The 23,210-nt window shown below is 71.0% G+C and carries 24 protein-coding genes, 1 tRNA gene and 2 pseudogenes; 9 read left to right on the top strand and 18 right to left on the bottom strand.

Features of this window, described 5'->3' with window-relative positions; translation table 11 throughout:
* Positions 1–188 precede the first annotated feature (188 nt).
* A pseudogene (locus tag ACWC9T_RS08815) lies at positions 189–350 on the bottom strand (chitinase C-terminal domain-containing protein); the annotation flags it as partial.
* 573 nt (positions 351–923) lie between these two features.
* Between ACWC9T_RS08815 and ACWC9T_RS08810 the strand changes: the two are divergent.
* Positions 924–2,435 carry an FAD-binding oxidoreductase gene (locus ACWC9T_RS08810; RefSeq protein WP_449820330.1) on the top strand — a complete coding sequence of 504 codons (1,512 nt, stop codon included), beginning with the start codon at positions 924–926 and terminating at the stop codon, positions 2,433–2,435.
* A 107-nt stretch (positions 2,436–2,542) separates the two neighbouring features.
* On the opposite strand, the pseudogene ACWC9T_RS08805 reads toward ACWC9T_RS08810, so the two are convergent.
* Positions 2,543–2,860: pseudogene (locus tag ACWC9T_RS08805) on the bottom strand (transcriptional regulator); the annotation flags it as partial.
* Between the two features lie 226 nt (positions 2,861–3,086).
* Between ACWC9T_RS08805 and ACWC9T_RS08800 the strand changes: the two are divergent.
* Positions 3,087–3,169: transfer RNA gene (locus tag ACWC9T_RS08800), tRNA-Leu, on the top strand.
* 78 nt (positions 3,170–3,247) lie between these two features.
* Here ACWC9T_RS08800 and rdgB read toward each other — a convergent pair.
* The 4 genes from rdgB to ACWC9T_RS08780 form a co-directional block, all read right to left on the bottom strand.
* Positions 3,248–3,853, bottom strand: coding sequence for an RdgB/HAM1 family non-canonical purine NTP pyrophosphatase (gene rdgB, locus ACWC9T_RS08795; RefSeq protein WP_449820329.1), 606 nt, complete (start codon positions 3,851–3,853; stop codon positions 3,248–3,250).
* Between the two features lie 30 nt (positions 3,854–3,883).
* Positions 3,884–4,273 (bottom strand): hypothetical protein, encoded by a 390-nt coding sequence (locus ACWC9T_RS08790; protein ID WP_449820328.1) that lies wholly within the window; start codon positions 4,271–4,273, stop codon positions 3,884–3,886.
* Between the two features lie 181 nt (positions 4,274–4,454).
* Entirely contained in the window at positions 4,455–5,180 is a 726-nt protein-coding gene (gene rph / locus ACWC9T_RS08785) for a ribonuclease PH (protein WP_449820327.1), read from the bottom strand.
* Between the two features lie 105 nt (positions 5,181–5,285).
* Positions 5,286–5,576 carry a PTS glucose/sucrose transporter subunit IIB gene (locus ACWC9T_RS08780; RefSeq protein ID WP_355671875.1) on the bottom strand — a complete coding sequence of 97 codons (291 nt, stop codon included), beginning with the start codon at positions 5,574–5,576 and terminating at the stop codon, positions 5,286–5,288.
* A 340-nt stretch (positions 5,577–5,916) separates the two neighbouring features.
* Between ACWC9T_RS08780 and ACWC9T_RS08775 the strand changes: the two genes are divergently transcribed.
* Together ACWC9T_RS08775 and ACWC9T_RS08770 are read left to right on the top strand one after the other, a co-directional pair.
* Positions 5,917–7,209: a PTS transporter subunit EIIC gene (locus ACWC9T_RS08775; protein WP_449820326.1), complete on the top strand. Its 1,293-nt coding sequence runs from the start codon at positions 5,917–5,919 to the stop codon at positions 7,207–7,209.
* Positions 7,210–7,742: 533 nt separating this feature from the next.
* Positions 7,743–9,020, top strand: a complete 1,278-nt coding sequence (locus tag ACWC9T_RS08770; RefSeq protein WP_449820325.1) for a PTS transporter subunit EIIC — start codon at positions 7,743–7,745, stop codon at positions 9,018–9,020.
* 147 nt (positions 9,021–9,167) lie between these two features.
* Here ACWC9T_RS08770 and ACWC9T_RS08765 read toward each other — a convergent pair whose 3' ends face one another.
* The 3 genes from ACWC9T_RS08765 to ACWC9T_RS08755 all read right to left on the bottom strand — a co-directional run bounded on the left by ACWC9T_RS08765 (position 9,168) and on the right by ACWC9T_RS08755 (position 11,879).
* A complete protein-coding gene (locus ACWC9T_RS08765; protein WP_449820324.1) occupies positions 9,168–10,514 on the bottom strand; it encodes a hypothetical protein in 1,347 nt (448 codons plus the stop codon).
* A 217-nt stretch (positions 10,515–10,731) separates the two neighbouring features.
* Entirely contained in the window at positions 10,732–11,478 is a 747-nt protein-coding gene (locus tag ACWC9T_RS08760) for an MBL fold metallo-hydrolase (RefSeq protein ID WP_449820323.1), read from the bottom strand.
* A gap of 209 nt (positions 11,479–11,687) precedes the next feature.
* Complete coding sequence (locus ACWC9T_RS08755; RefSeq protein WP_449820322.1) at positions 11,688–11,879, bottom strand: MarR family transcriptional regulator; 192 nt, start codon at positions 11,877–11,879, stop codon at positions 11,688–11,690.
* 188 nt (positions 11,880–12,067) lie between these two features.
* On the opposite strand from ACWC9T_RS08755, the gene ACWC9T_RS08750 reads away from it, so the two are divergent.
* Entirely contained in the window at positions 12,068–12,529 is a 462-nt protein-coding gene (locus ACWC9T_RS08750) for a type II toxin-antitoxin system PemK/MazF family toxin (protein WP_449820321.1), read from the top strand.
* Here the strand turns inward: ACWC9T_RS08750 and ACWC9T_RS08745 are convergent.
* The 7 genes from ACWC9T_RS08745 to clpS form a co-directional block, all read right to left on the bottom strand.
* Positions 12,526–13,494, bottom strand: a complete 969-nt coding sequence (locus ACWC9T_RS08745) for a PLP-dependent cysteine synthase family protein (protein ID WP_449820320.1) — start codon at positions 13,492–13,494, stop codon at positions 12,526–12,528. The two genes, ACWC9T_RS08750 and ACWC9T_RS08745, sit on opposite strands and share 4 nt — an antisense overlap.
* Before the next feature lie 72 nt (positions 13,495–13,566).
* Positions 13,567–13,845, bottom strand: a complete 279-nt coding sequence (locus ACWC9T_RS08740) for a MoaD/ThiS family protein (protein WP_355671868.1) — start codon at positions 13,843–13,845, stop codon at positions 13,567–13,569.
* A 122-nt stretch (positions 13,846–13,967) separates the two neighbouring features.
* On the bottom strand, positions 13,968–14,087 hold the full coding sequence (locus ACWC9T_RS08735) for a putative leader peptide (RefSeq protein ID WP_317621128.1): 120 nt from the start codon (positions 14,085–14,087) through the stop codon (positions 13,968–13,970).
* A gap of 150 nt (positions 14,088–14,237) precedes the next feature.
* A complete protein-coding gene (locus ACWC9T_RS08730; RefSeq protein WP_355671867.1) occupies positions 14,238–14,669 on the bottom strand; it encodes a M67 family metallopeptidase in 432 nt (143 codons plus the stop codon).
* Between the two features lie 117 nt (positions 14,670–14,786).
* The gene (locus tag ACWC9T_RS08725; protein WP_449820319.1) at positions 14,787–16,229 is read right to left on the bottom strand and encodes an amino acid permease; all 1,443 of its coding nucleotides are present in this window, start codon (positions 16,227–16,229) and stop codon (positions 14,787–14,789) included.
* Positions 16,230–16,449: 220 nt separating this feature from the next.
* A complete protein-coding gene (locus ACWC9T_RS08720) occupies positions 16,450–17,022 on the bottom strand; it encodes a DUF2017 domain-containing protein (RefSeq protein ID WP_449820318.1) in 573 nt (190 codons plus the stop codon).
* 114 nt (positions 17,023–17,136) lie between these two features.
* Complete coding sequence (clpS, locus tag ACWC9T_RS08715; protein WP_449820317.1) at positions 17,137–17,430, bottom strand: ATP-dependent Clp protease adapter ClpS; 294 nt, start codon at positions 17,428–17,430, stop codon at positions 17,137–17,139.
* A 140-nt stretch (positions 17,431–17,570) separates the two neighbouring features.
* Between clpS and ACWC9T_RS08710 the strand changes: the two genes are divergently transcribed.
* Together ACWC9T_RS08710 and ACWC9T_RS08705 are read left to right on the top strand one after the other, a co-directional pair.
* Positions 17,571–18,887: a nicotinate phosphoribosyltransferase gene (locus tag ACWC9T_RS08710; protein ID WP_449820316.1), complete on the top strand. Its 1,317-nt coding sequence runs from the start codon at positions 17,571–17,573 to the stop codon at positions 18,885–18,887.
* A 182-nt stretch (positions 18,888–19,069) separates the two neighbouring features.
* Positions 19,070–19,660: an isochorismatase family protein gene (locus ACWC9T_RS08705; RefSeq protein ID WP_449820315.1), complete on the top strand. Its 591-nt coding sequence runs from the start codon at positions 19,070–19,072 to the stop codon at positions 19,658–19,660.
* Between the two features lie 82 nt (positions 19,661–19,742).
* On the opposite strand, the gene ACWC9T_RS08700 is transcribed toward ACWC9T_RS08705, so the two are convergent.
* A complete protein-coding gene (locus tag ACWC9T_RS08700) occupies positions 19,743–20,747 on the bottom strand; it encodes a hypothetical protein (protein WP_449820314.1) in 1,005 nt (334 codons plus the stop codon).
* A 256-nt stretch (positions 20,748–21,003) separates the two neighbouring features.
* Here ACWC9T_RS08700 and ACWC9T_RS08695 point away from each other — a divergent pair, with 256 nt between their 5' ends.
* Positions 21,004–21,642, top strand: a complete 639-nt coding sequence (locus ACWC9T_RS08695) for a hypothetical protein (RefSeq protein ID WP_449820313.1) — start codon at positions 21,004–21,006, stop codon at positions 21,640–21,642.
* Positions 21,643–22,128: 486 nt separating this feature from the next.
* Positions 22,129–22,572: a hypothetical protein gene (locus ACWC9T_RS08690; RefSeq protein ID WP_449820312.1), complete on the top strand. Its 444-nt coding sequence runs from the start codon at positions 22,129–22,131 to the stop codon at positions 22,570–22,572.
* A 21-nt stretch (positions 22,573–22,593) separates the two neighbouring features.
* On the opposite strand, the gene ACWC9T_RS08685 is transcribed toward ACWC9T_RS08690, so the two are convergent.
* Positions 22,594–23,160, bottom strand: coding sequence for a DinB family protein (locus ACWC9T_RS08685; protein ID WP_449820311.1), 567 nt, complete (start codon positions 23,158–23,160; stop codon positions 22,594–22,596).
* Positions 23,161–23,210 lie beyond the last annotated feature (50 nt).

Here is a 23,210-nt window from a genome sequence, read left to right as displayed (position 1 = left end):
CTTCCAGGGCACCTTGGTCGACGTCGCGTAGGTGGTGCATGCGTCCCAGCCCGGGGCGGCCGTGCAGGCGCCCGAGGTCGGGTCGCGGTCGGCGTGGCCGTCTGGGGCGGGGTCGGCGTACCGCCGTCCACCGCACCCCGGGTCAGGTCACCCTTGATCCCGTGCAGCGTGCCGCCCATGCTGACCGTCCAGTTCGACGGCGTGGAGACCGTCAGGTAGTAGACGAAGTCCATGTCGACCGAGGCGCCCGGCGCCAGCGAGTGCCAGCCCGGCGGCTTGACCGATACCCAGCTGTAAGTGCCCTTCAGGCCGCCCGCGTTGCCCGGGCCCGGGTTGTCCCGCCGGATCACCTGCGGCCCGAAGCCGGAGTGGTCCTTGGCGCTACGCGGGGCCGAGCTGCTGTAGTCGCAACACAATCATGGATGTAACCCCTGCGGCATCGACGTACTCTCCTAAGGACTCCCAGCAAACGAGGTCTTCAGGCGGCGCCAGTAGATGATGCTGCAGCCGAGGCTGAGGAAGGCTCGTGGAGGTCGTCGCGGATCTCCCAGCGGGGTGCGGCGCTCGACCACCGGCAGCAGCGGAACGATCCGCTCTCACAGTCCGTCATCGACCTCCCACGGCCTCGGCTGCCCCATGCCCACCCCGATCCGTCGGATGCGGGCACAACGCTGACTGGCGGGCTGCCATTCCAATGAAACAATTGTCGGCGCGGCGGTCATTCTGTCGCGACTTCGGCGACCGCGGCGCGCGCATTGGCCGCATATATCACTTATCGTCGCCGCCTTTCCCAATGAGCGTGTCGAGCAAACCGTCACGGGCATCCTCGTTACTCTGCGGACCCTAGGAGTCGTCCACGAAGGACTGAACTGCCAGCTGGTGGAAGAGATTTGCCTCGCATCCCGGTCGGGAGGACACGGACCATGCACGATTTTTCTCGTCGCGGCTTGCTCAAGGCGACAGCAGCCGCTGGTGTCGGCGCGGTCGTTGTTCCGGGTATTACGGCCGTAGGCGCCCCGGGCGCGAGCGCCGCGACCAAAGGGCCGGAGGGCGGGAAGTGCCCGCCGGCGGAGCTGACCGGCCGCATCGTCCGCCCCGGCGACCCCGGTTTCACGGATGCGAGGCTCGGCTGGGACCAGCTCTTCGCTCACTATCCGCTGGTCATCGTCTTCGCCCAAAACACCCAGGACGTGGTCAACGCCCTCACGTGGGCGCGGCAGAATGACGTCGCGGTGCGGGTGCGGAGTGGCCGCCACGCCCTTGAGGGCTGGTCGAACGTGGACAACGGCATCGTGATCGACATCAGCGAGTTGAAGTCAGTCCAGATCGACACCGCCTCTCGTATCGCGACGGTCGGCGCCGGGCTCAACCAGTTGGAAGCGGTGACCGCACTCGCGAAGCAGGACCTCGCGGTGACGACGGGAACGGAGGGCAGCGTAGGCCTGTCCGGTGCGACGCTCGGCGGCGGCTTCGGATTCCTCACCCGCTGGCTTGGCATGGCCTGCGACAGCCTTGTGGGAGCTGAGATTGTCGTCGCGTCGGGTGCCGAGTGCGCCCGGGTGATCAAGGCATCCTTGAGCGACAACTCAGACCTGCTCTGGGCGCTCCGCGGGGCGGGAAACGGCAACTTCGGGATCGTCACGTCGCTTACCTACCAAACGGCTCCGCTGAAGTTCGTCACTTATGTGCAGGCAACGTGGGACGGCCTCGGCGATCTGCAGGGAGTCTTCGACGCATGGCAGAGTACGGCACCGTGCGCCGACGACCGCCTCGGAACCCAGCTTGAGGTCCACAGAAACCAGATCCTGCTGTTCGCGGTTCTCGCTGAAGGAACGCCGGAAGAGGCGAAGAAGTTGCTGGCCCCGATCCTGTCGGTCGGCAACCCGAAGGTCTCGGCGCAGGTGGGCAACTGGGGCGACGTATATGCGGGATTCCAGATCCCCACCGCGGCCGAGCCCGCGAACTGGAAGTTCTTCTCACAGTTCACCAGAAAGCCGTTCCCGAAGGAAGCGATCAGCGTGATCGGTTCGTTCATGCAGAACGCCCCGACGGATGACAGCAACTACTTCACCCAGGCCTTCGGCGGAGTGGTCAGGAGGCCCCCCCGCGGCGGCACTGCGTTCCCGCATCGCGACGCGCTTTTCTACGGCGAGATCGGTGCCGGCTGGGGGACTCGTGGAACACAGCCAGGGGTCTGCGACCCGCTCACCCCGCAGGCCCAGGCATGGACTGCCGAGTTCAGCCAGGCGATGCGGCCCTACGTGAACGGCGCCTACGTCAACGTGCCGAATGTCGGAATGCAGAATTGGGAAACCGCCTACTGGGGACCCAACTTCGACCAGTTGCGCGAGATCAAGGCGGAGTACGACCCCCACAACGTCTTCCAGTACGAGCAGAGCATCCCGCCCGCGTCACGCGGGCACGAGCACTCGTGACCTACGCCAGCGTGAGGTCGTCGCGGATCTCCGAGTCCTGAGACGCTTGGAAGCAGTCGGCCCTCTCCCGGGTGTGGGAGAGGGCCTGGAGCGTCTTCCGGCGTCGATCAGGCTGCGAGCAGTTCCCGCGCTCGGTCGTCGAAGTCGGCCCCGAGAGCGTGGCGACCGAACGGCACCATCTGCTGCTTGAGGTTCTGTACGGCCTCGACGGCGCGGGACGACTTGACCTGACTGGTCAGGGTGAGGGTCCGAAGGCCGGCCGCATGTGCGGCTTCGAGGTCCCGACGCTGGAGGTGGGACACGGCGAGGGCCGCTTGCGACATCGCTCCGCGACGGGCCCGCATCTGGACCCTGGCGTGCTCGATCGACAGGCGGGCATACCGCTCGGACTCGGCGGCGTCGATGTCCTGGAACGTCTGGGCGTACGAAGGCTGCGGTACCGGCCCCGAGCGGCACGGACGGCCAATGACCCTTGAGGTCGACCACACCAACCGCGACCGGTCGGACAATCGGCCGCACAACGTCCGGCTGCTCCGTCCGTACTGCCACTCCGTCACCGACCCCTACTGCGGTCGCAACAGGACGAGGCGCAAAGCGTCACACGGAATCGCGGTGTTTTCACCGGGAGCAAAGCCCTAAACTAGAGGGCATGCGGCCTTGGCGTAACGGCAGCCGCGCCGGACTTAGGATCCGGTGGGGGAAACCCCGTGAGGGTTCGAATCCCTCAGGCCGCACGAGCATTACATCTAAGATTCGAAGGCCCGCCCCCGGATGATCCCGGGGCGGGCCTTCGGTCTTCAGCGAACAGCCCGTCAGCCCAGCAGCTCCTTCACCACCGGCGCCAGGGCCCGGAAGGCCTGGCCGCGGTGGCTGATGGCGTTCTTCTCGTCCGCCGTCAGCTCCGCGCAGGTGCGGGTGTCGCCGAGGGGCTGGAGGATCGGGTCGTAGCCGAAGCCGTTGGTGCCGGACGGGGCGGTGCGCAGGGTACCGAGGAGGCGGCCCTCGACGACGCGCTCGGTGCCGTCGGGCAGGGCGAGGGCGGCGGCGCAGAAGAAGTGGGCGCCGCGGTGAGCGGCGTCGATGTCGGAGAGCTGGGCGAGCAGCAGGTCGAGGTTGGCGCGGTCGTCGCCGTGCTCGCCGGACCAGCGGGCGGAGAAGATGCCGGGTGCGCCGTTGAGCACGTCCACGCAGAGGCCGGAGTCGTCGGCGACCGCGGGCAGGCCGGTGGCGCGGGCCAGGGCGTGGGCCTTGAGCAGGGCGTTCTCGGCGAAGGTGACGCCGGTTTCGGGGACGTCCGGGATCTCGGGGTAGGCGTCGGCGCCGACGAGTTCGACGTCCAGGCCGGCGTCGGTGAGGATGGCGCGCAGCTCGGCGACCTTGTGCTGGTTGCGGGTGGCGAGGATCAGGCGGGTGGACATATCGCCACCTTATCCAGAGGGCGAAACGGATCAGCCGGTGCAGACCGAGGTGAGGTTGCCCGCCGCGTCGCCGAGCGGCCTGAGGTCGGGGGCCTCCTTCTTGTCGACGGCCTGCTGGACCTTGTCGGCCTGCTTCTGCAGGTCGGTCACGGCCTTGACGACGTCGGTGTTCTTGGAGTTCTTCCCGATCTGGTCGAGGTCGCCCTTGAGCTTCTGCACAGCCTTCCCGGCGGCGGCCGAGTCGTTGCTGGCGTTGTCGTAGGCCTTGGTGAGGTCGGCGATGTCGCCGGTGACCTTCACGGCGGTGTTGCCGCAGTCGATCGCCTTCTGGGCGGCGGAGCAGCTCACCATGCTGAGCGGGAGGATCGCGATCAGTCCGGCCACGGCGAGGGCGGCGGGGCGGGCGATGCTGGACGGCATCCGGTCCTCCTGGGGGCGCGGGTTCCGTAGGGAAGGACGCGCGCCACGGGGTGCGCGGTTCCCGCAGCGGGGGTGCTGCGGGAACCGTACGGTCTGCGGGCCCGGCCTGTACAGCAGGCCGTCCGACGGAGCGTCGGACGGCACGTCCGAAAACGTCGACGGCCGCGCACCCCGCGGGGGTTCAGCCCTCCAGGGCCTTGCGCTGGATCCCGTCCAGTTCGGAGCAGCCGAGGGTGCCGAGGTCGAGCAGCCGGTTGAGCAGGTCGCGGTCGAAGGGGGCGCCCTCGGCGGTGCCCTGGACCTCGACGAAGCGTCCGTCGGAGGTGCAGACGATGTTCATGTCGGTCTCGGCGCGCACGTCCTCCTCGTACTGGAGGTCGAGCATCGGGACGCCGTCGATGATGCCGACGCTGACGGCGCTGACGCCGCCGGTGATCGGCTGGCCCTTGGCGCGCAGCAGCTTGCGCTCGCGGGCCCAGGAGACGGCGTCGACCAGGGCGACGTAGGCGCCGGTGATGGCGGCGGTGCGGGTGCCGCCGTCGGCCTGGAGGACGTCGCAGTCGAGCACGATGGTGTTCTCGGCGAGGGCGCGGTGGTCGACCACGGCGCGCAGCGAGCGGCCGATGAGCCGGCTGATCTCGTGGGTGCGGCCGCCGATGCGGCCCTTGACGGCCTCGCGGTCGCCGCGGGTGTTGGTGGCGCGCGGGAGCATGGAGTATTCGGCGGTGACCCAGCCCTCGCCACTGCCCTTGCGCCAGCGCGGGACGCCCTCGGTGACGCTGGCGGTGCACAGCACCTTGGTGTCGCCGTAGGAGATGAGGACGGAGCCTTCGGCGTGCTTGCTCCAGCCCCGCTCGATGGTGATGGGGCGGAGCTGTTCGGGGGTGCGGCCGTCGATGCGTGACATAGGCACTGAGCGTAGTCGCTCCGGACGCCGGTTCCGGATGCGCCTCGGCCCGCCGTCCCCTGAGCGGGTCGGCGGGCCGGGACTGGTGAGCCCGGGTGGCTCAGCTCACATCATGTCCTCGATGTCGGCGGCGATCGGGTCGGCGTCGGTGCCGATGACGACCTGGATCGCGGTGCCCATCTTCACGACGCCGTGGGCGCCGGCGGCCTTGAGTGCGGCCTCGTCGACCAGGGCGGCGTCCTTGACCTCGGTGCGCAGGCGGGTGATGCAGCCCTCGACCTCTTCGATGTTCTCGATGCCGCCCAGACCGGCGACGATCTTCTCAGCCTTGCTGGCCATCTGGTTCTCTCCCTCTGTCTCGGCCCGTCGGCGGCTCTGCCGGGTGCCGTCCTGCACTGTGCTGGGGTGGCCCTCGACCGTCGGGTGGTGAGGTCCGTGCCGGAGGCTGACGCGGGTTCAGCTGCGGTCGTGCTGCCGGGCAGCGCGACAAGCATGACCCGAGCCGGTCCGGTATGCCACGTTAGACCACTTTTGGCCTATTCCAGCGCGCAGGCTTCCGCCCGCCGCCCGAGGATGACGGTCAGCGGGGCCCGCGTCCGGCGTTCGGCCCGCGTCCCAAAGTGGTCTACACCAATATATGTGCACTCCGGTGAACGCAGGAAGGACCCCGGGTGTTCCGGGCCTCGCCCGAGGGTCCGCAGCGGGCCTTGGGACGGCAACTGCTCCCGGAGGGCGGATGACGAGTTCGACAGGAGCCACGGCCCCGCAGACCACGCGGTGGCACACCTTCTACGGCGGACTCCAGAAGATGGGCCGCTCGCTGCAGTTGCCGGTCGCGGTGCTCCCCGCGGCGGGCGTCCTCAACCGGCTCGGCCAGCCGGACGTCTTCGGCAAGGACGGCCTGGGCTGGAACAACGTCGCCAAGGTCTTCGCGGCGGCCGGCGGCGCCCTGCTCGACTCCTCGCTCGGCCTGCCGATGCTGTTCTGCATCGGTGTGGCGATCGGCATGGCCAAGAAGGCGGACGGTTCGACAGCCCTGGCCGCCGTGGTCGGCTTCCTCGTCTACTACCGGGTCCTGCACGCCTTTCCGGAGAACTGCAAGCCGCCGACGGTACTGGTCAGCGACCAGTGCGTGGACTACTCCTCGGCGAAGGCCGCCGCCGCGACCTACCAGAACCCGGGGGTGCTCGGCGGCATCCTGATCGGCCTGATGTCGGCCTGGCTGTGGGTGCGCTTCCACCGCACCAGGCTGGTCGACTGGCTGGGCTTCTTCAACGGCCGCCGGCTGGTGCCGATGATCACCGCCCTGGTCGGCACGCTGACCGCCGTGCTCGCGCTGTGGGTCTGGCCACCGATCGGCCGCGGCCTGAACGACTTCTCACAGTACCTCGCCGATCTCGGCGCGGGCGGCGCCGGCATCTTCGGCCTGTTCAACCGCGCACTGCTGCTGATCGGTATGCACCAGTTGCTGAACACCTTCGTCTGGTTCCAGTTCGGGGAGTTCACCAAGGCCGACGGCACCATCGTGCACGGCGACATCCCGCGATTCCTGGCGGGCGACCCGACGGCCGGACAGTTCCAGTCCGGTTTCTTCCCCATCATGATGTTCGCGCTGCCCGCCGCCGCACTCGCGATCGCGCACTCGGCCAAGCCGCACCGCCGCAAGGAGATCTACGGCCTGATGCTCTCGGTCGGCCTGACCTCCTTCGTCACCGGTGTCACCGAGCCGATCGAGTACTCCTTCGCCTACCTCGCCCCGGCCCTGTACGGCGTGCACGCGCTGCTGACCGGCGCCTCGATGGCGATCACCTGGGGGCTCGGAGTGCACGACGGCTTCAGCTTCTCGGCCGGCCTGATCGACTACGTGATCAACTGGGGGCTCGCCACCAAACCGTGGATGATCACCATCATCGGGCTCTGCTTCGCCGCGGTGTACTACGCGCTCTTCCGGTTCATCATCGTCAAATTCGACCTGAAAACACCGGGCCGCGAGGAGGAGAGCGAAGTCGAGGACGTCACCAAGGCCTGATTCCCACCGCCCGGAACATCGCCCGCAAAGGCCCTCGGACCCACCGGTCCGAGGGCCTTCGACATTTCGGGAAAGGATCTAATTCCGTGCCCGACAGCCGGCAAGGAGATGATTCGGTCGCGATCCGGCCGTACCGGCGACGCCCCGGACCGCGACCGAGCATGAATGGGGGGCGCCACATCGGGCACGCCCGCGAGGCCCCGTCACTCTCAGCAGCCACCGCGCACGCCCCGGAGCGGCGGGATCGTCCCGCACCACCCCAGGCACCCGCCCCGGCCCAGCGGCCGCAGGGCGACGCCGCTTTTTGTTGCGCAAATAGCCAAAATCCCAATCGCGACTGAAATCATGATCGTCGTTCCGCGGCCAGGTTTCGATTTCATAGCGCTTCCCGGCGGCGGTGCTTTCCGGGGTTCCCCCGCCTTCTCCACCCGTGCTACAAAACTGGTCTACACCACACGTGGTGTAGACCAGTTCGCGGTTCGGCCCCTGTGCCTTCCCCCGACCGACCGCCATGCCGTTAGGAACCCACCCCCATGAGTCAGTCTGCGCAGGCACCGGCGCCCGCCACGGCTCCGGCCACACCAAGCCCCGCCAAGAAGTTCGGCCAGAACCTCCTCCAGGGTCTGCAGAAGATCGGACGCAGCCTCCAGCTGCCGATCGCCGTGCTCCCCGCCGCCGGTCTGCTGCTGCGTCTCGGCCAGGACGACGTGTTCGGCAAGGACGGTCTCGGCTGGAACAAGGTCGCCTCGGTCTTCGCCACCGCCGGTGACGGCGTGTTCTCCAACCTGCCGCTGCTCTTCGCGGTGGGCATCGCGATCGGCTTCGCCAAGAAGGCGGACGGCTCCACCGCCCTCGCCGCGCTGGTCGGCTTCCTGGTGTACAAGAACGTGCTCACCGCGTTCCCGGTCACCGAGGGCCACATCGACGGCGACAAGTGGGTCGCGCCGACGTACCAGAACCCGGGCGTGCTCGGCGGCATCGTGATCGGTCTGCTGGCCGCGGTGCTGTGGCAGAAGTACCACCGCACCAAGCTGGTCGACTGGCTGGGCTTCTTCAACGGCCGCCGCCTGGTGCCGATCCTGATGGCCTTCGTCGGCACCGGCGTCGGCGTGCTCTTCGCCCTGACCTGGGGCCCGGTCGGCGACGCCATCAAGAGCCTGAACGACACCCTGATCGGTGCCGGCGCGCTCGGTGCGGGTGCCTTCGGCCTGGTCAACCGCGGTCTGCTGCCGGTCGGCATGCACCAGTTCGTGAACTCCTACGCCTGGTTCCAGACCGGTGACTTCACCAAGGCCGACGGCACCGTCGTGCACGGCGACATCCCGCGCTTCTTCGCCGGTGACCCGACCGCCGGCCAGTTCATGTCCGGCTTCTTCCCGATCATGATGTTCGCGCTGCCCGCCGCCGCGCTGGCCATCGCCCACGCCGCCAAGCCGCACCGCCGCAAGGCCGTCCTCGGCATGATGATGTCGCTGGCCCTGACCTCCTTCGTCACCGGTGTCACCGAACCGATCGAGTTCGCCTTCGTCTTCATCGCCCCGGCCCTGTACGTCATCCACGCGCTGCTCACCGCCGCCTCGATGACCGTCACCTGGGCCCTCGGCGTGCACGACGGCTTCACCTTCTCCGGCGGTCTGATCGACTACGCGCTGGCCTGGAGCAAGGCCACCAACCCGTGGATGATCATCCCGATCGGCCTGGTCTTCGCCGCGCTGTACTACTTCCTCTTCCGCTTCGCGATCACCAAGTTCAACCTCAAGACCCCGGGTCGCGAGGACGACGACGAGATCGAGGACGTGACCAAGGCCTGAGGCCCGTCCGTCCCCACCGTCGAGGCCCCGCCCGGCCGCTGCTCCCCCAGCGGCCGGGCGGGGCCTCGCGCATGCCCGGGGGTTCCACCCTCGGGCTGCCGGTGCCTGGAACGGGTAGGCCTGGTCGGGACGGGCGGACCGCGGCCGTCAGCCGACGCGACGACGGCGCCGGCCCACCGCGAGGGCGGCGCCACCGGCGCCGAGCAGCACGGCCGCGGCGCCCGCGATCAGGCCGGCCCGGTCGCCGTCGGCGCCGGTGGCGGCCAGGTGGGCGTCCGCCGCCTTGGCGGCGGTCACCTCGGCGTTCACCCCGCCGTCGGCTGCCGGAACGGGCGCGTCGGCCGACGGCGTGGGCGCCGGCGTGGGCGTCGCGGCCGGGGCCTTGGTGACGTCACCCGCCGCGCGGGCCGCGGGGGCGGGCACGCCGGCACCCGGCTTCTGCTCGGCCGGGGCTGCCGGGGTGTCGGCCGAGCTGTCCGCGGGGGCCTGGTCCTGGGTAGACGGCTTCGGGGCGGTGGGGGCGACGACCTGCACGGTGGCGCCGGGCGAGCACATGGTGGTGCCCCGGAAGGGCAGGTTCGCGCCCTCGTTGACGAACACGCAGGGGTTCAGCCGGGTCTTGCCGAGCGGGGCGCCCGCGGGGTAGCTGACCCGGACCCGCTTGGTCTCCAGACTGTCAGGCGAGGCCGAGGAGCCACGTCCGTCCAGGTAGAAGCCCGCCTGCTCGTCCGCCTGGGTCGTGACCGCCGGCAGGACGGTCCAGGCGCCGTCGGCACCGCGGACCTCGACCTTGGCGCCCCGGTCCGCGAACAGCACGTTGCCGAGGTTGGTGTAGGCGGACGGCGTCGGGTTCCGGAGCAGCGCGTCGAATTCGATCGGTGCACCGCCGGCGACGACCGTGGCCGGCACCTTGGTGAGGTGGCTGGAGATCGCGTCCACCTTGATCCGGTGGGTGTCGCTGACCGGCGGCTCGACCGGGTGGTCCTGTCCCCAACCCCTGACGCTGGTACGGAAGGTGAGGACCGGGCCGACGCCGCCGTTGGTGGCCCCGTCGTGCGGCTTGCCCATCGGGGCGCCGAGGCGCAGCCGGACGTCCGTCCCGCCCGGCGGGACGATGATCTTGCCTGCGACGCCCGAGTACACCACTCGGTCCGCCTCGTTGCCGACCTTCAGGTCGACGTTCTCCCAGTTGCCCGTCGAGTTGACGTATTCGAGGCTGAGGGCGTTCGGCGGTGCCCCGGCGGGGGTCTCCACCGAGAGCTCCAGCACGGCACCGAAGCCCTGGTCCCCCTTGTTGCCGATGCTCTCGGTGAACTCCACCGGTCCGCCGGCGGCACCGATCACGGCCGGGGCGTGGACGGTGAGGTTGAGCGGCCCGGCGGCGGCGGAGGCCGGGGCGGCGGTCACGGCGCCGCCGGCGACCAGCGCGGCGGTGAGCGCGACCGTCGGCACGAGGCCGCGGACCTGACGCAGGGCACGGTTGATCTTGCGCATGGGAATCCCCCCTGGATTTCCGCTCCGGAGCGGTACGGCCGCGTCCGGGCAGCACGAAGCAGGCCCGGTTGATGAGTGCGATCGCGGTCGGACCCGACGGGCCGACCGGTGCGAGCGGCTTTCCCCCCGCTCACGTATCCAGACGTGCGGGGGACAGGGGGGTTGCAGGTGGGATCCGATGTTTTTTCCGGAACTTCGGAGAGCCCCGCCGAGCTGGTCAGATCTCGTAGACCGCGCCGGCCCGGGCCAGCTCGACCGGGCCGGCGTAAGCGGCGGCGGCGTCGCGGCGGTTGCGCTCGGCGTCGGTCCACGGCGGGATGTGGGTGAGGACGAGTCGGCGCGCCCCGGCGGCGGCGGCGTGCTCGCCGGCCTCCCGGCCGTTGAGGTGGACGGCCCGGTAGGTGTCGCGCCCGTCCTGGTAGGCGGCCTCGCACAGGAACAGGTCGGTGTCGCGGGCGAGTTCCACGAGTTCCGGGCTCTCGCCGGTGTCGCCGGAGTAGACCAGGGAGCGACCCCCGTGCTCCAGCCGGAAGGCGAAGGCGTCGACCGGGTGGTTGACCTGGGCGACGGAGACCCGGAAGGGGCCGAGCTCGAAGCTGCCGGGGGTGATGGTGCGGAACTCGAACACCTCCTTCATCCCGGGGCTCTCCGGCATGTCGTACGCCCGGGCGAGGCGCTCGGCGGTGCCCGCCGGGCCGTACACCGGCAGCAGGTCGGGGCAGCCCTCGGCGCGGTAGTTGCGGGCGACCCAGTAGGCGCACAGGTCGACGCAGTGGTCCGCGTGCAGGTGGCTGAGCAGGACGGCGTCGACCTCGTAGAGGCCGGTGTACCTCTGCAGCGCGCCGAGCGCCCCGTTGCCGAGGTCGATCACCACGCGGTAGCCGTCGGCCTCGACCAGGTAGCTGGAGCAGGGCGAGTCGACGGACGGGAAGCTCCCCGAGCACCCCACCACGGTCAGTTTCATCCGAGCCCCTCCGCCCTGACACGTCCTGGCTGCTGCTGAAGAACGGCATGGAAAACAGCATGGAAAACGGCAGGCCGGGCCGGTCGGTCGGCCGGTAGCACTGCGTTGGTGTGTCGAGGGTAAGGGCGGAGCGGCACTTTGCTCCCGTCCCCGTGCCGGGCTGTGGCTGGAATCACCCAGACCGCCGGGGCGGCGACGGGGGCCTCGGATCAGCGGTGCCGGGGGCGGTTGCGGGCCCAGGCGCGGATGGTGTCGGGGTACCAGCGGGGGTGGCCGTTGCCGTCGGTCACGTCCGGGTCGGGCAGCAGGCCGTGCCGACGGTAGTTGCGGACGGTCTCGGGCCGGACGTTGATGTGCAGGGCGATCTCGGCGTACGACCAGAGTTCGGATGATCCGTCCACGAGGGCACCTCCGGGGGGACGGGGGCGGACGTTCGTGAGGCAGCTTTTCGGGTGGCGCCGGGGCGTTCACGGCAGAACGGGCACTGTGGCGGTTCCGTGACGAAACAGGAGCAATACGCGGACAAATACTCAACTGTCACAGTCACCACGGTGGTGGCGTTCACCGCCGGGCCGGTACGGTTCGCCGCATGAATGTGACGGGAATCTGGCCGGTCCTGGCCGTGGCGGGCTTCGCCGTACTGGCGGCCGTCGCGGCGGCGCTGGTGAAGCGCACCCGCCCGGCGCCGCGCCCGGCCGGGCCGACCGGTCCGCGGCCGCGCCCGAGCACCAGGTCCCGCCCGGAGCCGCAGGAGATCTGGTGGGCGGAGGTGCCGTTCGAGGACGGCCCCGGTTCCAAGGACCGCCCCTGCCTGGTGCTGCGGGTGCACGGCCGGACCGCCACCGTCGCGAAGATCACCAGCAAGCACCACGCCGAGCGCCCGGGCGTGCTGCCGCTGCCGCCCGGTTCGGTGGGCGACCGGCAGGGCCGGACCAGCTGGCTGGAGACCGACGAGCTGCGCGAGGTGCCGCTGTCGGCCTTCCGCCGCCGCGCTGGCACGGTGGACCGGCAGGTCTGGGCCCGGGCCCAGCGGGCCCTTCAGAACACCTAGGCCCAGAGCTGGCCCTGCAGTGCCTCGACCGCCGCCTCGGTGGACTCGGCGGTGTAGATGCCGGTGGACAGGTACTTCCAGCCGCCGTCGGCGACCACGAAGACGATGTCCGCGCGCTCCCCGGCGGCCGCCGCCTTGCGGCCGACGCCGATCGCGGCGTGCAGGATGGCGCCGGTGGAGACGCCCGCGAAGATGCCCTCCTGCTGGAGGAGTTCGCGGGTGCGGCGGACGGCGTCCGCGGAGCCGACCGAGAAGCGGGTGGTGAGCACCTCGGCGTCGTACAGCTCGGGGACGAAGCCCTCGTCGAGGTTGCGCAGCCCGTACACCAGGTCGTCGTAGCGGGGCTCGGCGGCGACGATCCTGACGCCGGGGACCTTCTCGCGCAGGAAGCGGCCGACGCCCATCAGGGTGCCGGTGGTGCCGAGGCCGGCCACGAAGTGGGTGACGGTCGGCAGGTCGGCGAGGATCTCGGGGCCGGTGGTGGCGTAGTGGGCGCCCGCGTTGTCGGGGTTGCCGTACTGGTAGAGCATGACCCAGTCGGGGTGCTCGGCGGCGATCTCCTTGGCGATCCGGACGGCGGTGTTGGAGCCGCCGGCGGCCGGGGAGGAGATGATCTCGGCGCCCCACATCCGCAGCAGTTCGCGCCGTTCCTCGCTGGTGTTCTCGGGCATCACGCAGACCATCCGGTAGCCCTTGAGCTTGGCGGCCATGGCGAGCGAGATGCCGGTGTTGCCGCTGGTGGGTTCCAGGATGGTGCAGCCCGGGGTGAGCCGGCCGGCGGCCTCGGCGCGCTCGATCATGTGCAGCGCCGGGCGGTCCTTGACCGAACCGGTGGGGTTGCGGTCCTCCAGCTTGGCCCAGAGGTTCACCAGGCCCTCGGCGTTGCCGGGGATGGTGGCGGACAGCCTCGGCAGGCGGACCAGCGGGGTGTTACCGACGGCTTCGAGCGGACTGTCGTAACGCAAGGGAGGCCTCCGGCCACGGCGGTGAGGGTGAAGAGGGGCGGCTCCCCCACCACCGGGCGGGGGAGCCGGGAGTCAGCGGGCGCCGCCGGCCACGGCGGGCAGGATGGTGACGCTGTCGCCGTCGGCGACGGCGGTGGAGATGCCCTCCAGGAACCGGACGTCCTCGTCGTTCAGGTAGACGTTGACGAAGCGGCGCAGCTCGCCGCCCTCCAGCAGGCGGGCGGCGATGCCGGGGTGGCGGGCGTCGAGGTCGGTGAAGAGTTCCCCGAGGTTGCTGCCGTTGCCCTCGACGGCCTTGGCGCCGTCGGTGTAGGTGCGGAGGATGGTCGGGATGCGGACCTCGATGGCCATGGGTGCGCTCCTGTGCGAGTCGTGTGGGGTGGGTGGGCCGCAGCGGGCGCGGCAGGGCGGAGGGGGCCCGGGGCGCGGAACCGCCGGTTCGGCGGCGGGCCCGGGATGGGGCGAGGCGGCTCTCAGCGCGAGCGCGCGGGCGTGCCGGGACAGATCGCGCCGGCGTGCCGGCACAGGTCGATGTGCAGGCGCGCCACGAGGCGGGTGCCCGGGGCCTGGTTGCTCACATCGACGGAACGCATGGACTCATCGTATAGATTCCCGGGCCCGCTCCGACATGCCCGTCTCGTGATCCGGATGTTCTGGTATCCGATGCTGAGACTCCGTGGGGACGGCACGGGCCCGCCGACCGCTCGCGCAGGGTCGGCGGGCCTCGCCCAGGTGGGTGCCGGTCAGGCCTCGTAGACCTCGACGACCTGAACGTCTTCCTCTGTGATCTCGCCGTCCACGATGCGGAACGAACGGAACTGGTAGGGGTCGTCCTCGCCGTTGCCGTCGGCGGTGGAGACCAGGACGTAGTGGGCGAACGGCTCGGAGGCGTAGCTCACGTCGGTGCGCGAGGGGTAGGCCTCGGTGGCGGTGTGCGAGTGGTAGACGACGACGGGCTCCTCGTCCCGGTCGTCCATCTCGCGGTAGAGCTTGAGCAGGTCGCCCGAGTCGAACTCGTAGAAGGTGGGCGAGCGGGCGGCGTTGAGCATCGGGACGAACCGCTCGGGCCGGCCGCTGCCGGCCGGTCCGGCGACCACGCCGCAGGCCTCGTCCGGGTGGTCGGCGCGGGCGTGGGCCACGATCCGGTCGCGGAGTTCTCGGGTGATGGTCAGCATGCGGTCAGGATGCCATGCCCCGGCGGGCCCCAGAACAGACGGTGGGGCGCCGGGGCGTCCGAGGCCCGGTCACCGGGTGTCCGCCACCCGGTCGCGGGGTGCCGACCGCACCCGGGATCAGCCGCCGTTGCGGGCGTGCAGGTGGTCGTGGGCCAGGCCGTGGACGGCCTGCGGGTTGCGGCGCTTGAGCACCTGGTAGCCGATCACCAGCACCGCGGCCCAGCCGGGGAAGACGTACAGCGAGATCCGGTTGTCCTCGTCCAGCGCGATCAGCACCACGACCAGGGCCAGGAAGGCGAGCGCGGCCCAGCTGGCCCAGACACCGCCGGGGGCCTTGAAGGTGGGCGGCGGCAGGTGGCCGCCCTTCCAGGCCTTGCGGTAGCGGATCTGGGAGATCAGGATCACCGCCCAGGTCCACAGGCCGCAGACCGTGGCGACCGAGGTGATGTACTCGAACGCCCGCGCCGGGACGAGGTAGTTGAGCACCACGCCGGCACCCATCAGCAGGCAGGAGACGGTGATCGCGAAGGCCGGGGTGCGGCGGGTGTTGAGCTTGGTGAGCTGCCCGGGGGCCTGGCCGCGCAGGGCGAGGTCGCGCAGCATGCGGCCGGTGGAGTACATCCCGGAGTTGCAGGAGGAGAGCGCGGCGGTGAGCACCACGAAGTTGATGATGCCGGCCGCGGCCGGGATGCCGATCTTGCCGAAGGCGGCGACGAACGGGCTGACGCCGGGCTGGAATTCGGTCCACGGCACGAGCGAGAGGATGACCACCAGGGCACCGATGTAGAACAGCGCGATGCGCCAGGGCAGGGTGTTGATGGCGCGCGGCAGGGTCTTCTCGGGGTTCTCGCTCTCGCCCGCGGTGACGCCCACGAGTTCGACGCCCAGGTAGGCGAACATGACGATCTGCAGGGTCATCACGGTGGCGCCGATGCCCTTGGGGAAGAAGCCGCCGTTGTGCCACAGGTGGGCGATCGACGCGGTGTCACCGGCCTTGCTGAAGCCCAGGGTCAGCACGCCGATGCCGATCAGGATCATGCCGATGATGGCGGTGACCTTGACCATGGAGAACCAGAACTCGATCTCGCCGAACAGCTTCACCGAGATCAGGTTGGCCGCGTAGAGGATGACCAGGAAGGTCAACGCGCTGGCCCACTGCGGGATGCCGGGCGCCCAGAACTTGACGTAGACCGCGGCGGCGGTGGTCTCCGCCATGCCGGTGACGACCCAGAACAGCCAGTACGTCCAGCCGGTGACGTAGCCGGCGAAGGGGCCGAGGAACTCCCGGGCGTACTCGGCGAAGCTGCCGGAGACCGGGCGGTAGGTGAGCAGCTCACCGAGGGCGCGCATGATCACGAAGATCACCAGGCCGGCCACCGCGTAGGACAGGATCAGGCTCGGTCCGGACTTGGAGATCGCGGTGCCGGCGCCGAGGAAGAGGCCGGTGCCGATCGCGCCACCGATCGCGATCATCTGGATCTGGCGGCTGCCGAGGCCCCGCTCGTAGCCCTCCTCATCCGGGGTGGTGTCGACCACTTGGTCGTACAACTGCTCGGCCATGGCGCACCGTCCTGGGTGGGTCTCGTGGGGTGGAGAAGTCGTACCACGCAGGATCCGGACAGCGGTGTTCATCTGAGCGATATTTGAGCATGACCTGTCACATTTTGCCCGTTTTGAAGATAAATGCCCCGGCGGATCGTCCACATGCTGGACGAATCGGCCGGGGCTTGCCCGAAAGCGGGCAGGATTGCGCCGGAGAGCGGATGAAACAGGTCCACTCTCAGTCGGCGATCGCCTCCAACAGCGACTCCTGGAGCGCCCCCAGCCACAGGTAGGCCATCACCAGCGGCTTGCGCTCGTCGCCGTCCGGCAGCTCATAGAGGCCCTGCGCGTCCTCCTCGGTGACCTCCAACCGGACCCCGAGGGTCAGCCGCAGGTCGTTGAGTGCGCCCAGCCAACGCAGGCACTCGGAGGCGGCCAGCTCGAGCACCTCGGCACCGCCGAGGCCGTCCAGCGCCCGGACCACCTGGAGCGCGTCGTCCCGCTTGCGGGCCCGCAGGTCGAGCTCGGTGTAGCGGCGGAACTCGCCGGAGGCGGCGACCGCCTCGGCGTCGTCCGGCTTCGCCGGGTCGCCGTAGGCGTCCGGGAACAGCCGGGCCAGCGCCGGATCGGCGGGGGCCTCGGTCGGACCCTCGGCGAACAGCGCGGCCAGCGGGTCACCGCCGTCGCCGCCGGGGCCGGGGCCGATCAGTTCCAGCATCTGCACTTCCAGCGAGCGCAGGATGGAGGCCTCCACCTCGTCCAGCGCGATCGCCGCGCCGCCATCGCCGGTGCTCTCGAACAACCCAGCCATCTGTATCGGTCAGCCCGTCTTCGTCGTCTTCGGTCTTCGGCCGCGCCGCCGGCCGGCGGCGGGTCGGTCGCGGGCGGGTCGGCGTGCGCCCGGTGCGGTCGGTGCCCGACGCGCTCAGTCGTGCTGCAGCGTGGCCCACAGGCCGTAGCCGTGCATCGCCTGGACGTCGCGCTCCATCTCCTCGCGGGAACCGCTGGAGACCACCGCCCGACCCTTGCTGTGCACGTCCATCATCAGCTTCCGGGCCTTGTCCTTCGGGTAGCCGAAGTAGGCCTGGAAGACGTACTGGACGTAGCTCATGAGGTTGACCGGGTCGTTGTGCACGATGGTCACCCATGGCGTGTCCGGCTCCGTCACCGGCAGTCCTTCGACCTCCGGGCGCTCGATCTCCACGGGCGCGACACTCACCGCCGGGCCTCCTCGCTGCACACTCGTCCGTTGTCCCTCACGCCCCATGCTGCCATCCGGGGGACACCCGGGCGATTCCGGCCCCGGCCCCGTCGTGAGAAATCGTCAAACTGACGCTAAGTGGTAGTAGCATCATCCTCATGGACGCCACTTCAGTGCGCGCGGCCGGGTCGACCGCGCTGCTCACCGACCGCTACGAGCTCACCATGCTGCAGGCCGCCCTGCGCAGCGGGGCCGCGCACCGCCGCTCCGTGTTCGAGGTGTTCACCCGGCGCCTGCCCGGCGGCCGCCGCTACGGCGTCCTGGCCGGCACCGGGCGGGTGCTGGACGCCGTCGAGAACTTCCGCTTCAGCACCGCCCAGCTGGACTGGCTGGCCGACCAGGGCGTGGTCGAGGACGACACCCTGCGCTTCCTCGCCGACTACCGCTTCCGCGGCGACATCCACGGCTACCCCGAGGGTGAGGTCTACTTCCCCGGCTCGCCGGTGCTCACCGTCGAGGGCAGCTTCGCCGAGGCGGTGATCCTGGAGACGCTGATCCTGTCGATCCTCAACTACGACTCGGCGATCGCGGCCGCCGCCTCCCGGATGACCGCCGCCGCCGGCGGCCGTCCGGTGATCGAGATGGGCGCCCGCCGGGCGCACGAGCAGGCCGCCGTCGCCGCCGCCCGGGCCGCCTACGTGGCCGGCTTCGCCGCCACCTCCGACCTGGAGGCCGGCTTCACCCACGGCATCCCGACCACCGGCACCTCCGCACACGCCTTCACCCTGGTACACGACAGCGAGCGGGACGCCTTCAAGGCCCAGATCGCCTCGATGGGCAAGGGCACCACCCTGCTGGTCGACACCTTCGACCTGCACGAAGCGGTCCGGACGGCCGTCGAGGTGGCCGGCCCCCAGCTGGGCGCGGTCCGGATCGACTCCGGCGACCTCACCCTGCTGGCCCACCGGGTCCGCCGCCAGCTGGACGAGCTGGGCGCCGACAGGACCCGGATCATCGTCACCTCGGACCTGGACGAGTACGCGATCGCCGCACTGGCCGCCGCTCCGGTGGACGGCTACGGCGTCGGCACCAGCCTGGTCACCGGCAGCGGCCACCCGACCTGCGCGATGGTCTACAAGCTGGTCGCCCGCGCCGGGACCGAGGACGGCCCGCTGGTGCCGGTGGCCAAGCGCGCCGCCGGCGGCAAGACCAGCATCGGCGGCCGCAAGTGGGCCGCCCGCCGGCCCGACTCCGAGGGGGTCGCCGAGGCCGAGGTGGTCGGCACCGGCCCGGTCCCGGACGAGCTCCGGCCGCACCTGGTCCAGGTGCCGCTGGTGCTGGGCGGCGAGACGGTCGGCCGCGAGCCGCTGACCGCCGCCCGCGAGCGGCACGTCCGGGCCCGGGCGGCGCTGCCGCTGTCGGCCACTCAGCTCTCCAAGGGCGACCCGGTCATCCCCACCGAGCTGATCGACTGACCCCGGCCGGGCCGGATCCGCGCGGACCGGCGGTGGGTCAAAGGCCTTCCGCCCCCGCGCGCCACTCCCTAGAGTCAGCCGTAGAGTTCCCCTGGAATCCCCCGAAGTCCTCCGGAGTCCTCCCAGAGGCCCGAGGGCCCCACCACCGGGGCACACCGCCCCCACATCCGAGGATGCGAGCCATGCACCGGGCACTGATCGTCGTCGACGTGCAGAACGACTTCTGCGAGGGCGGCAGCCTGGCCGTCGCCGGCGGCGCCGAGGTGGCCGCCGCCATCACCGACCTGATCGCCGAGTCCTCCCCCGGCTACCAGCACATCCTCGCCACCCGGGACCACCACATCGACCCGGGCGAACACTTCTCCGCCGAGCCGGACTACGTCTCCAGCTGGCCGGTGCACTGCGTGGCCGGCACCGAGGGCGTGGGCTTCCACCCCAACTTCGCGCCCGCCGTGATCTCCGGCGCGGTCGAGGCGGTGTTCGACAAGGGCGCCTACTCGGCGGCCTACAGCGGCTTCGAAGGGCTGGACGAGAACAACCGCGGCCCGGTGGAATGGCTGCGCGAGCGGCAGGTCGACGAGATCGACGTGGTCGGCATCGCCACCGACCACTGCGTCCGGGCCACCGCCCTGGACGCCGCACGGGCCGGCTTCACCACCCGGGTGCTGCTCGACCTCACCGCCGGGGTGGCGCCGGAGACCACCGCCGCCGCGCTGGACGAGCTGCGGGCGGCCGGGGTCGAGCTGGTCGGCACGCCGGTGGTCCGCTCCTGACGCCGACCGACGACGGCGACCCGCACCGGCCGACGCCGACTGGCACCGACTGGCACTTGCCGACACCGGCTGACGCCGGGGTTCAGACGACCAGCAGCTCCACCACGTCCGTCCCCCCGGCCCGGTAGGCCTCGCGCAGTTCACCCCCGACCCTCTCCGGGTCGGCGGCCAGCCGGGCCCCGGAGACGTACACCACCCGGATGCCGAGGTACTCCATCCGGTGCTGGCCGCCGCGCACCCAGGCGGCCTCGCCCTCGCTGACGCAGCGCAGGTCGGAGTCCACCTCCACCGCGACGCCGCGCTCCGGCCAGTAGAGGTCCGGGACGCCGATGTAGGTGCCGCCGCGCATCCGCAGCTCGGGGGCGGCCAGCGGGGCGGGCAGCAACCACTCGTCCACCAGCCGGCCGACCTGCTCCAGCACGAAGTCCCGCTCGGCGGCGAGAAGTTCGTCCAGCACGGCGCGCACCCGGGGCTCGGCGGTCAGCCCGGCGTCGACCAGCTCGGCGGCCAACTCCCCGACCGTGCACCGGTTCTCCGGCCGGGAGACGGCCTCCCGCAGCACCTCGCGCACCGGCGCCGGGGCGCCCTGGTCGACCGTCCACTCGCACAGCGCGTCCGCGACCGCCCGGGCGACCGGCGCGCAGGCCAGGCCGTGCACCGAGCGGGCCACCAACTCCCGTTCGGTGCGCCGGATCCGCACCTCGCCGGCGTCCTTGAGCCGACGCTGGCGGGGCACCAGGACGTCCACCCCGGTCACCGCGGGCAGCCGGGGCACGGCGGCGAAGCCGTACAGGGCCAGGGCGGCCGCACCGGTGATCACCGCACCCGCGCGGCAGCCCTCCTCGCGGCCGTTCTGCGCCGCGTACAGCAGCGCGGCCCACAGCCGCTGCTCCGGGGTGGGCTCGCCGGACTGCAGCAGGTAGACCCGGGGCAGCAGCCGCTGCCAGGGCCCGCCCCGGCGGCAGTGCCCGGTGACGACCCGGGCCGGCACGCCCCGGGCGCGCAGCTGGCTCGCGGTGACGACGTTCTGCTGACGCTTCGCCAGCTCGTCCAAGGACGGTGGCGGCGACGGAATCCGGTAGTTCATGCCGACACCATCCCCAACCAGCGCGGCCCGCGAGCGGCAGCCTGACGCACTGTTACGCAACCGTCGCGAAACCGGGATCAGCCTGCACTAAAGTCCCCATACCCTCACCCATTTGGAGTAAATGACGTTCATATGGCTATCGGGCCCGATCGGAAACGATCGCCGACCTGGTCGCCTGACCCAGAGTGATCAAGGGCATACGGCGAGGGACCCCCAGTGCGTCAATCCCGCCCCGTGGATTGCCTAGGCTTACGTCATGTCACGTGACGAGACCGCCGGCCTCCGCGCGGCCCAGCTCCGCCTCGGCCGTCTGCCCGGATACGTCCGCCGCCCGGACCCGGCCCGCCGCAGCGGTGAGAAGGGCCATACGTACAAGAAGGGCTGGGAGGTCCGCTTCACCGCCCGCAGCGAGGCGGAGATAGCCGAGATCCGCGAGCTGGTGGTCGCCGCCGGGTTCGCGCCGGCCAGGCCCTTCTTCAAGGGGCACCAGCTCATCCAGCCGGTCTACGGCATGGCGGCCGTGCAGGCCTATCTGGCCGCTAGACAGGCAGCCGAGGAACACGCCGAGCGGGTCGCGCTCGGCCGGCGCAGGCGGGCGGCGGGGGCGCACGCGGGGGCTGCGCACGCCGGTACGGCGCACACGGGTGGCGGGCGCACCTCCAGTGGGCACGTGACCGGCCCGTCCGGCGCCCACGGCACCCCCGGCACTCCCGGGACCCACCGGTGCGAACGCGAGGAGGCCGCCGCGGTGGCCGCTGCGGCGGCTGCGGCCGCAGCGGCCGCGCCCGCCCAACTGGCCCGGCGGCGAGCCGTCGAGGCCTTCCCCGCCCAGGTCGAACGCGGCAACTCCGCCGACGACCGGATCTCCTCCTCGGAGGCCCGCACGAACTCCTGACCGGGCCGCGCCGCCCCGCCCCGCGCCCCGGTTGCCGCAGGCCGCCGGGGCGCGATCGCCGCACCCGTTCCCGCCCGCCGACACCCGCCCCGAGGCAAGACCCGCCGTGAATACGGTTGCGCGGGTGGTTGTGCGGCCACAGCTTCGCGCCGTGGGCGTGGACGCGAGACCCGGCAGGCCCTACGGTGGCACCTCAACTGCCGTACAGCACCTGCATTCCCACACCCTCTGACCAGCTGCGACACGCTCACACCTGCGTCCCCCGCACCACTGCGCAGCACTCCACGGACCGGCTCCGACCGGCCCTGGCCCGCCCCGCCCGGCAGTACCACCGCCGCGCCGCACCGGCTGTCGCCGGAACCGGCCGAGCGGCGGCGGGTTCCGGGCATTCCATCAGATTGGTCACCCAGCGCACCGAGGGCCTACCGTAGAGTGAGCACAGATGATCGACCGTCAGACACCCATCTCCCTTTCCGAGAAGACGAGATGACCAACAGTCACACGAGCGCCGCCGAGCCTCCCTCCGAGCCCGGCGAACCGGAGGGCGTACCACTGGAATTCGCGGCCTTCTGCGAACTCCACCGCCCCCGGTACCTCAGCTACGCCCGGGTGTGGCTGACCGGGCACGGCGACGCGGCCACCGCCGTGCAACAGGCCTTCTCCGAAATCGCCGTCCACTGGCGGGAACTGCTCACCAGCCCCAACCCGACCGCGCTCGCCTGGCAGATCCTGCGCACCACCGTCGCCGAACACACCCGGCAGACGACCGCCGTCGACCAGGACCGCCACCCCGCCGACGACGACCTGGCGATCCTGCACTACGTCGTCGGCCTCGCCGCACCCGAGATCGCCGACGTCATCGGCACCGACACCGCCAGCGTGGCCGGGCGGCTGCGGCGCACCATGCTGCGCGAGGCCTCCGGGTGGTGACCCCTCCCGCCCCCGGGCACCTCAGAGCCGCTCGCCCGTCACGTCGAACAGGTGGTGCACCGGGTCGTGGATCAGGTAGCGGGCGAAGGACTCGACCGTGAACCGCGCCCCGTCGCTGCGCTTCCCGGTCCGCCGCCACTGCTCGCCCGCCACCGCCTCGAACGCCGCCGCCAGCGCCTCGGCGGCCTCCGCCAGTTCCCCGGCCACCGTCTGCGGCCGCTGCTCCCAGTAGCGCTCGGCGACCGCCGTCTCGTCCTGGTTCCAGTTGGGGAACAGCGGGCCGTCCTGGTCCAGCATCAGGTTCAGCCGGACCAGGAACAGCCGGAAGACGTCCCGGACGTGGCAGGCGTACTCCAGGTCCGACCAGATCTCCGGGGCCGGGCGGCGGCGCAGCTCCTCCTCGTCGCCGGCCAGCACCGTCAGCCAGCTGTGCGCGTTCGCCCGGACCATCGCGGCGACGTCCGTGGGCACCACCTCCGGGGTGTCCAACCCGCAGTCGGCGCACGGGCGTTCCAGCACCCAGGTCCAGTCCTTGGTGTCGGGGACGATCGCGTCGGCGGGGCTCAGGGCGTGCTCTGAAGTGCTCATGGGCCCAGCATGGCGGCCGCGCCGACCTCCCACCAGCGGCAAGGGCGCCA

The organism is Kitasatospora sp. NPDC001159 (genome assembly GCF_053598235.1).
The sequence above is the reverse complement of the archived record's forward strand: the minus strand, read 5'-3'. Positions and strand labels throughout refer to the sequence as shown.

What these genes read in the sequence shown, in the direction of transcription:
- ACWC9T_RS08730 (WP_355671867.1), bottom strand. Translation starts at nt 14,669, where the DNA reads ATGCTGACCATCACCCGAGAACTCCGCGACCGGATCGTGGCCCACGCC.
- ACWC9T_RS08705 (WP_449820315.1), top strand. Translation starts at nt 19,070, where the DNA reads ATGCACCGGGCACTGATCGTCGTCGACGTGCAGAACGACTTCTGCGAG.
- rph (WP_449820327.1), bottom strand. Translation starts at nt 5,180, where the DNA reads ATGTCACGCATCGACGGCCGCACCCCCGAACAGCTCCGCCCCATCACC.
- ACWC9T_RS08685 (WP_449820311.1), bottom strand. Translation starts at nt 23,160, where the DNA reads ATGAGCACTTCAGAGCACGCCCTGAGCCCCGCCGACGCGATCGTCCCC.
- ACWC9T_RS08810 (WP_449820330.1), top strand. Translation starts at nt 924, where the DNA reads ATGCACGATTTTTCTCGTCGCGGCTTGCTCAAGGCGACAGCAGCCGCT.
- ACWC9T_RS08695 (WP_449820313.1), top strand. Translation starts at nt 21,004, where the DNA reads ATGTCACGTGACGAGACCGCCGGCCTCCGCGCGGCCCAGCTCCGCCTC.
- ACWC9T_RS08775 (WP_449820326.1), top strand. Translation starts at nt 5,917, where the DNA reads ATGACGAGTTCGACAGGAGCCACGGCCCCGCAGACCACGCGGTGGCAC.
- ACWC9T_RS08720 (WP_449820318.1), bottom strand. Translation starts at nt 17,022, where the DNA reads ATGGCTGGGTTGTTCGAGAGCACCGGCGATGGCGGCGCGGCGATCGCG.
- ACWC9T_RS08760 (WP_449820323.1), bottom strand. Translation starts at nt 11,478, where the DNA reads ATGAAACTGACCGTGGTGGGGTGCTCGGGGAGCTTCCCGTCCGTCGAC.
- rdgB (WP_449820329.1), bottom strand. Translation starts at nt 3,853, where the DNA reads ATGTCCACCCGCCTGATCCTCGCCACCCGCAACCAGCACAAGGTCGCC.
- ACWC9T_RS08790 (WP_449820328.1), bottom strand. Translation starts at nt 4,273, where the DNA reads ATGCCGTCCAGCATCGCCCGCCCCGCCGCCCTCGCCGTGGCCGGACTG.
- ACWC9T_RS08690 (WP_449820312.1), top strand. Translation starts at nt 22,129, where the DNA reads ATGACCAACAGTCACACGAGCGCCGCCGAGCCTCCCTCCGAGCCCGGC.
- ACWC9T_RS08765 (WP_449820324.1), bottom strand. Translation starts at nt 10,514, where the DNA reads ATGCGCAAGATCAACCGTGCCCTGCGTCAGGTCCGCGGCCTCGTGCCG.
- ACWC9T_RS08740 (WP_355671868.1), bottom strand. Translation starts at nt 13,845, where the DNA reads ATGGCCATCGAGGTCCGCATCCCGACCATCCTCCGCACCTACACCGAC.
- ACWC9T_RS08770 (WP_449820325.1), top strand. Translation starts at nt 7,743, where the DNA reads ATGAGTCAGTCTGCGCAGGCACCGGCGCCCGCCACGGCTCCGGCCACA.
- ACWC9T_RS08725 (WP_449820319.1), bottom strand. Translation starts at nt 16,229, where the DNA reads ATGGCCGAGCAGTTGTACGACCAAGTGGTCGACACCACCCCGGATGAG.
- ACWC9T_RS08710 (WP_449820316.1), top strand. Translation starts at nt 17,571, where the DNA reads ATGGACGCCACTTCAGTGCGCGCGGCCGGGTCGACCGCGCTGCTCACC.
- ACWC9T_RS08750 (WP_449820321.1), top strand. Translation starts at nt 12,068, where the DNA reads ATGAATGTGACGGGAATCTGGCCGGTCCTGGCCGTGGCGGGCTTCGCC.
- ACWC9T_RS08735 (WP_317621128.1), bottom strand. Translation starts at nt 14,087, where the DNA reads ATGCGTTCCGTCGATGTGAGCAACCAGGCCCCGGGCACCCGCCTCGTG.
- ACWC9T_RS08700 (WP_449820314.1), bottom strand. Translation starts at nt 20,747, where the DNA reads ATGAACTACCGGATTCCGTCGCCGCCACCGTCCTTGGACGAGCTGGCG.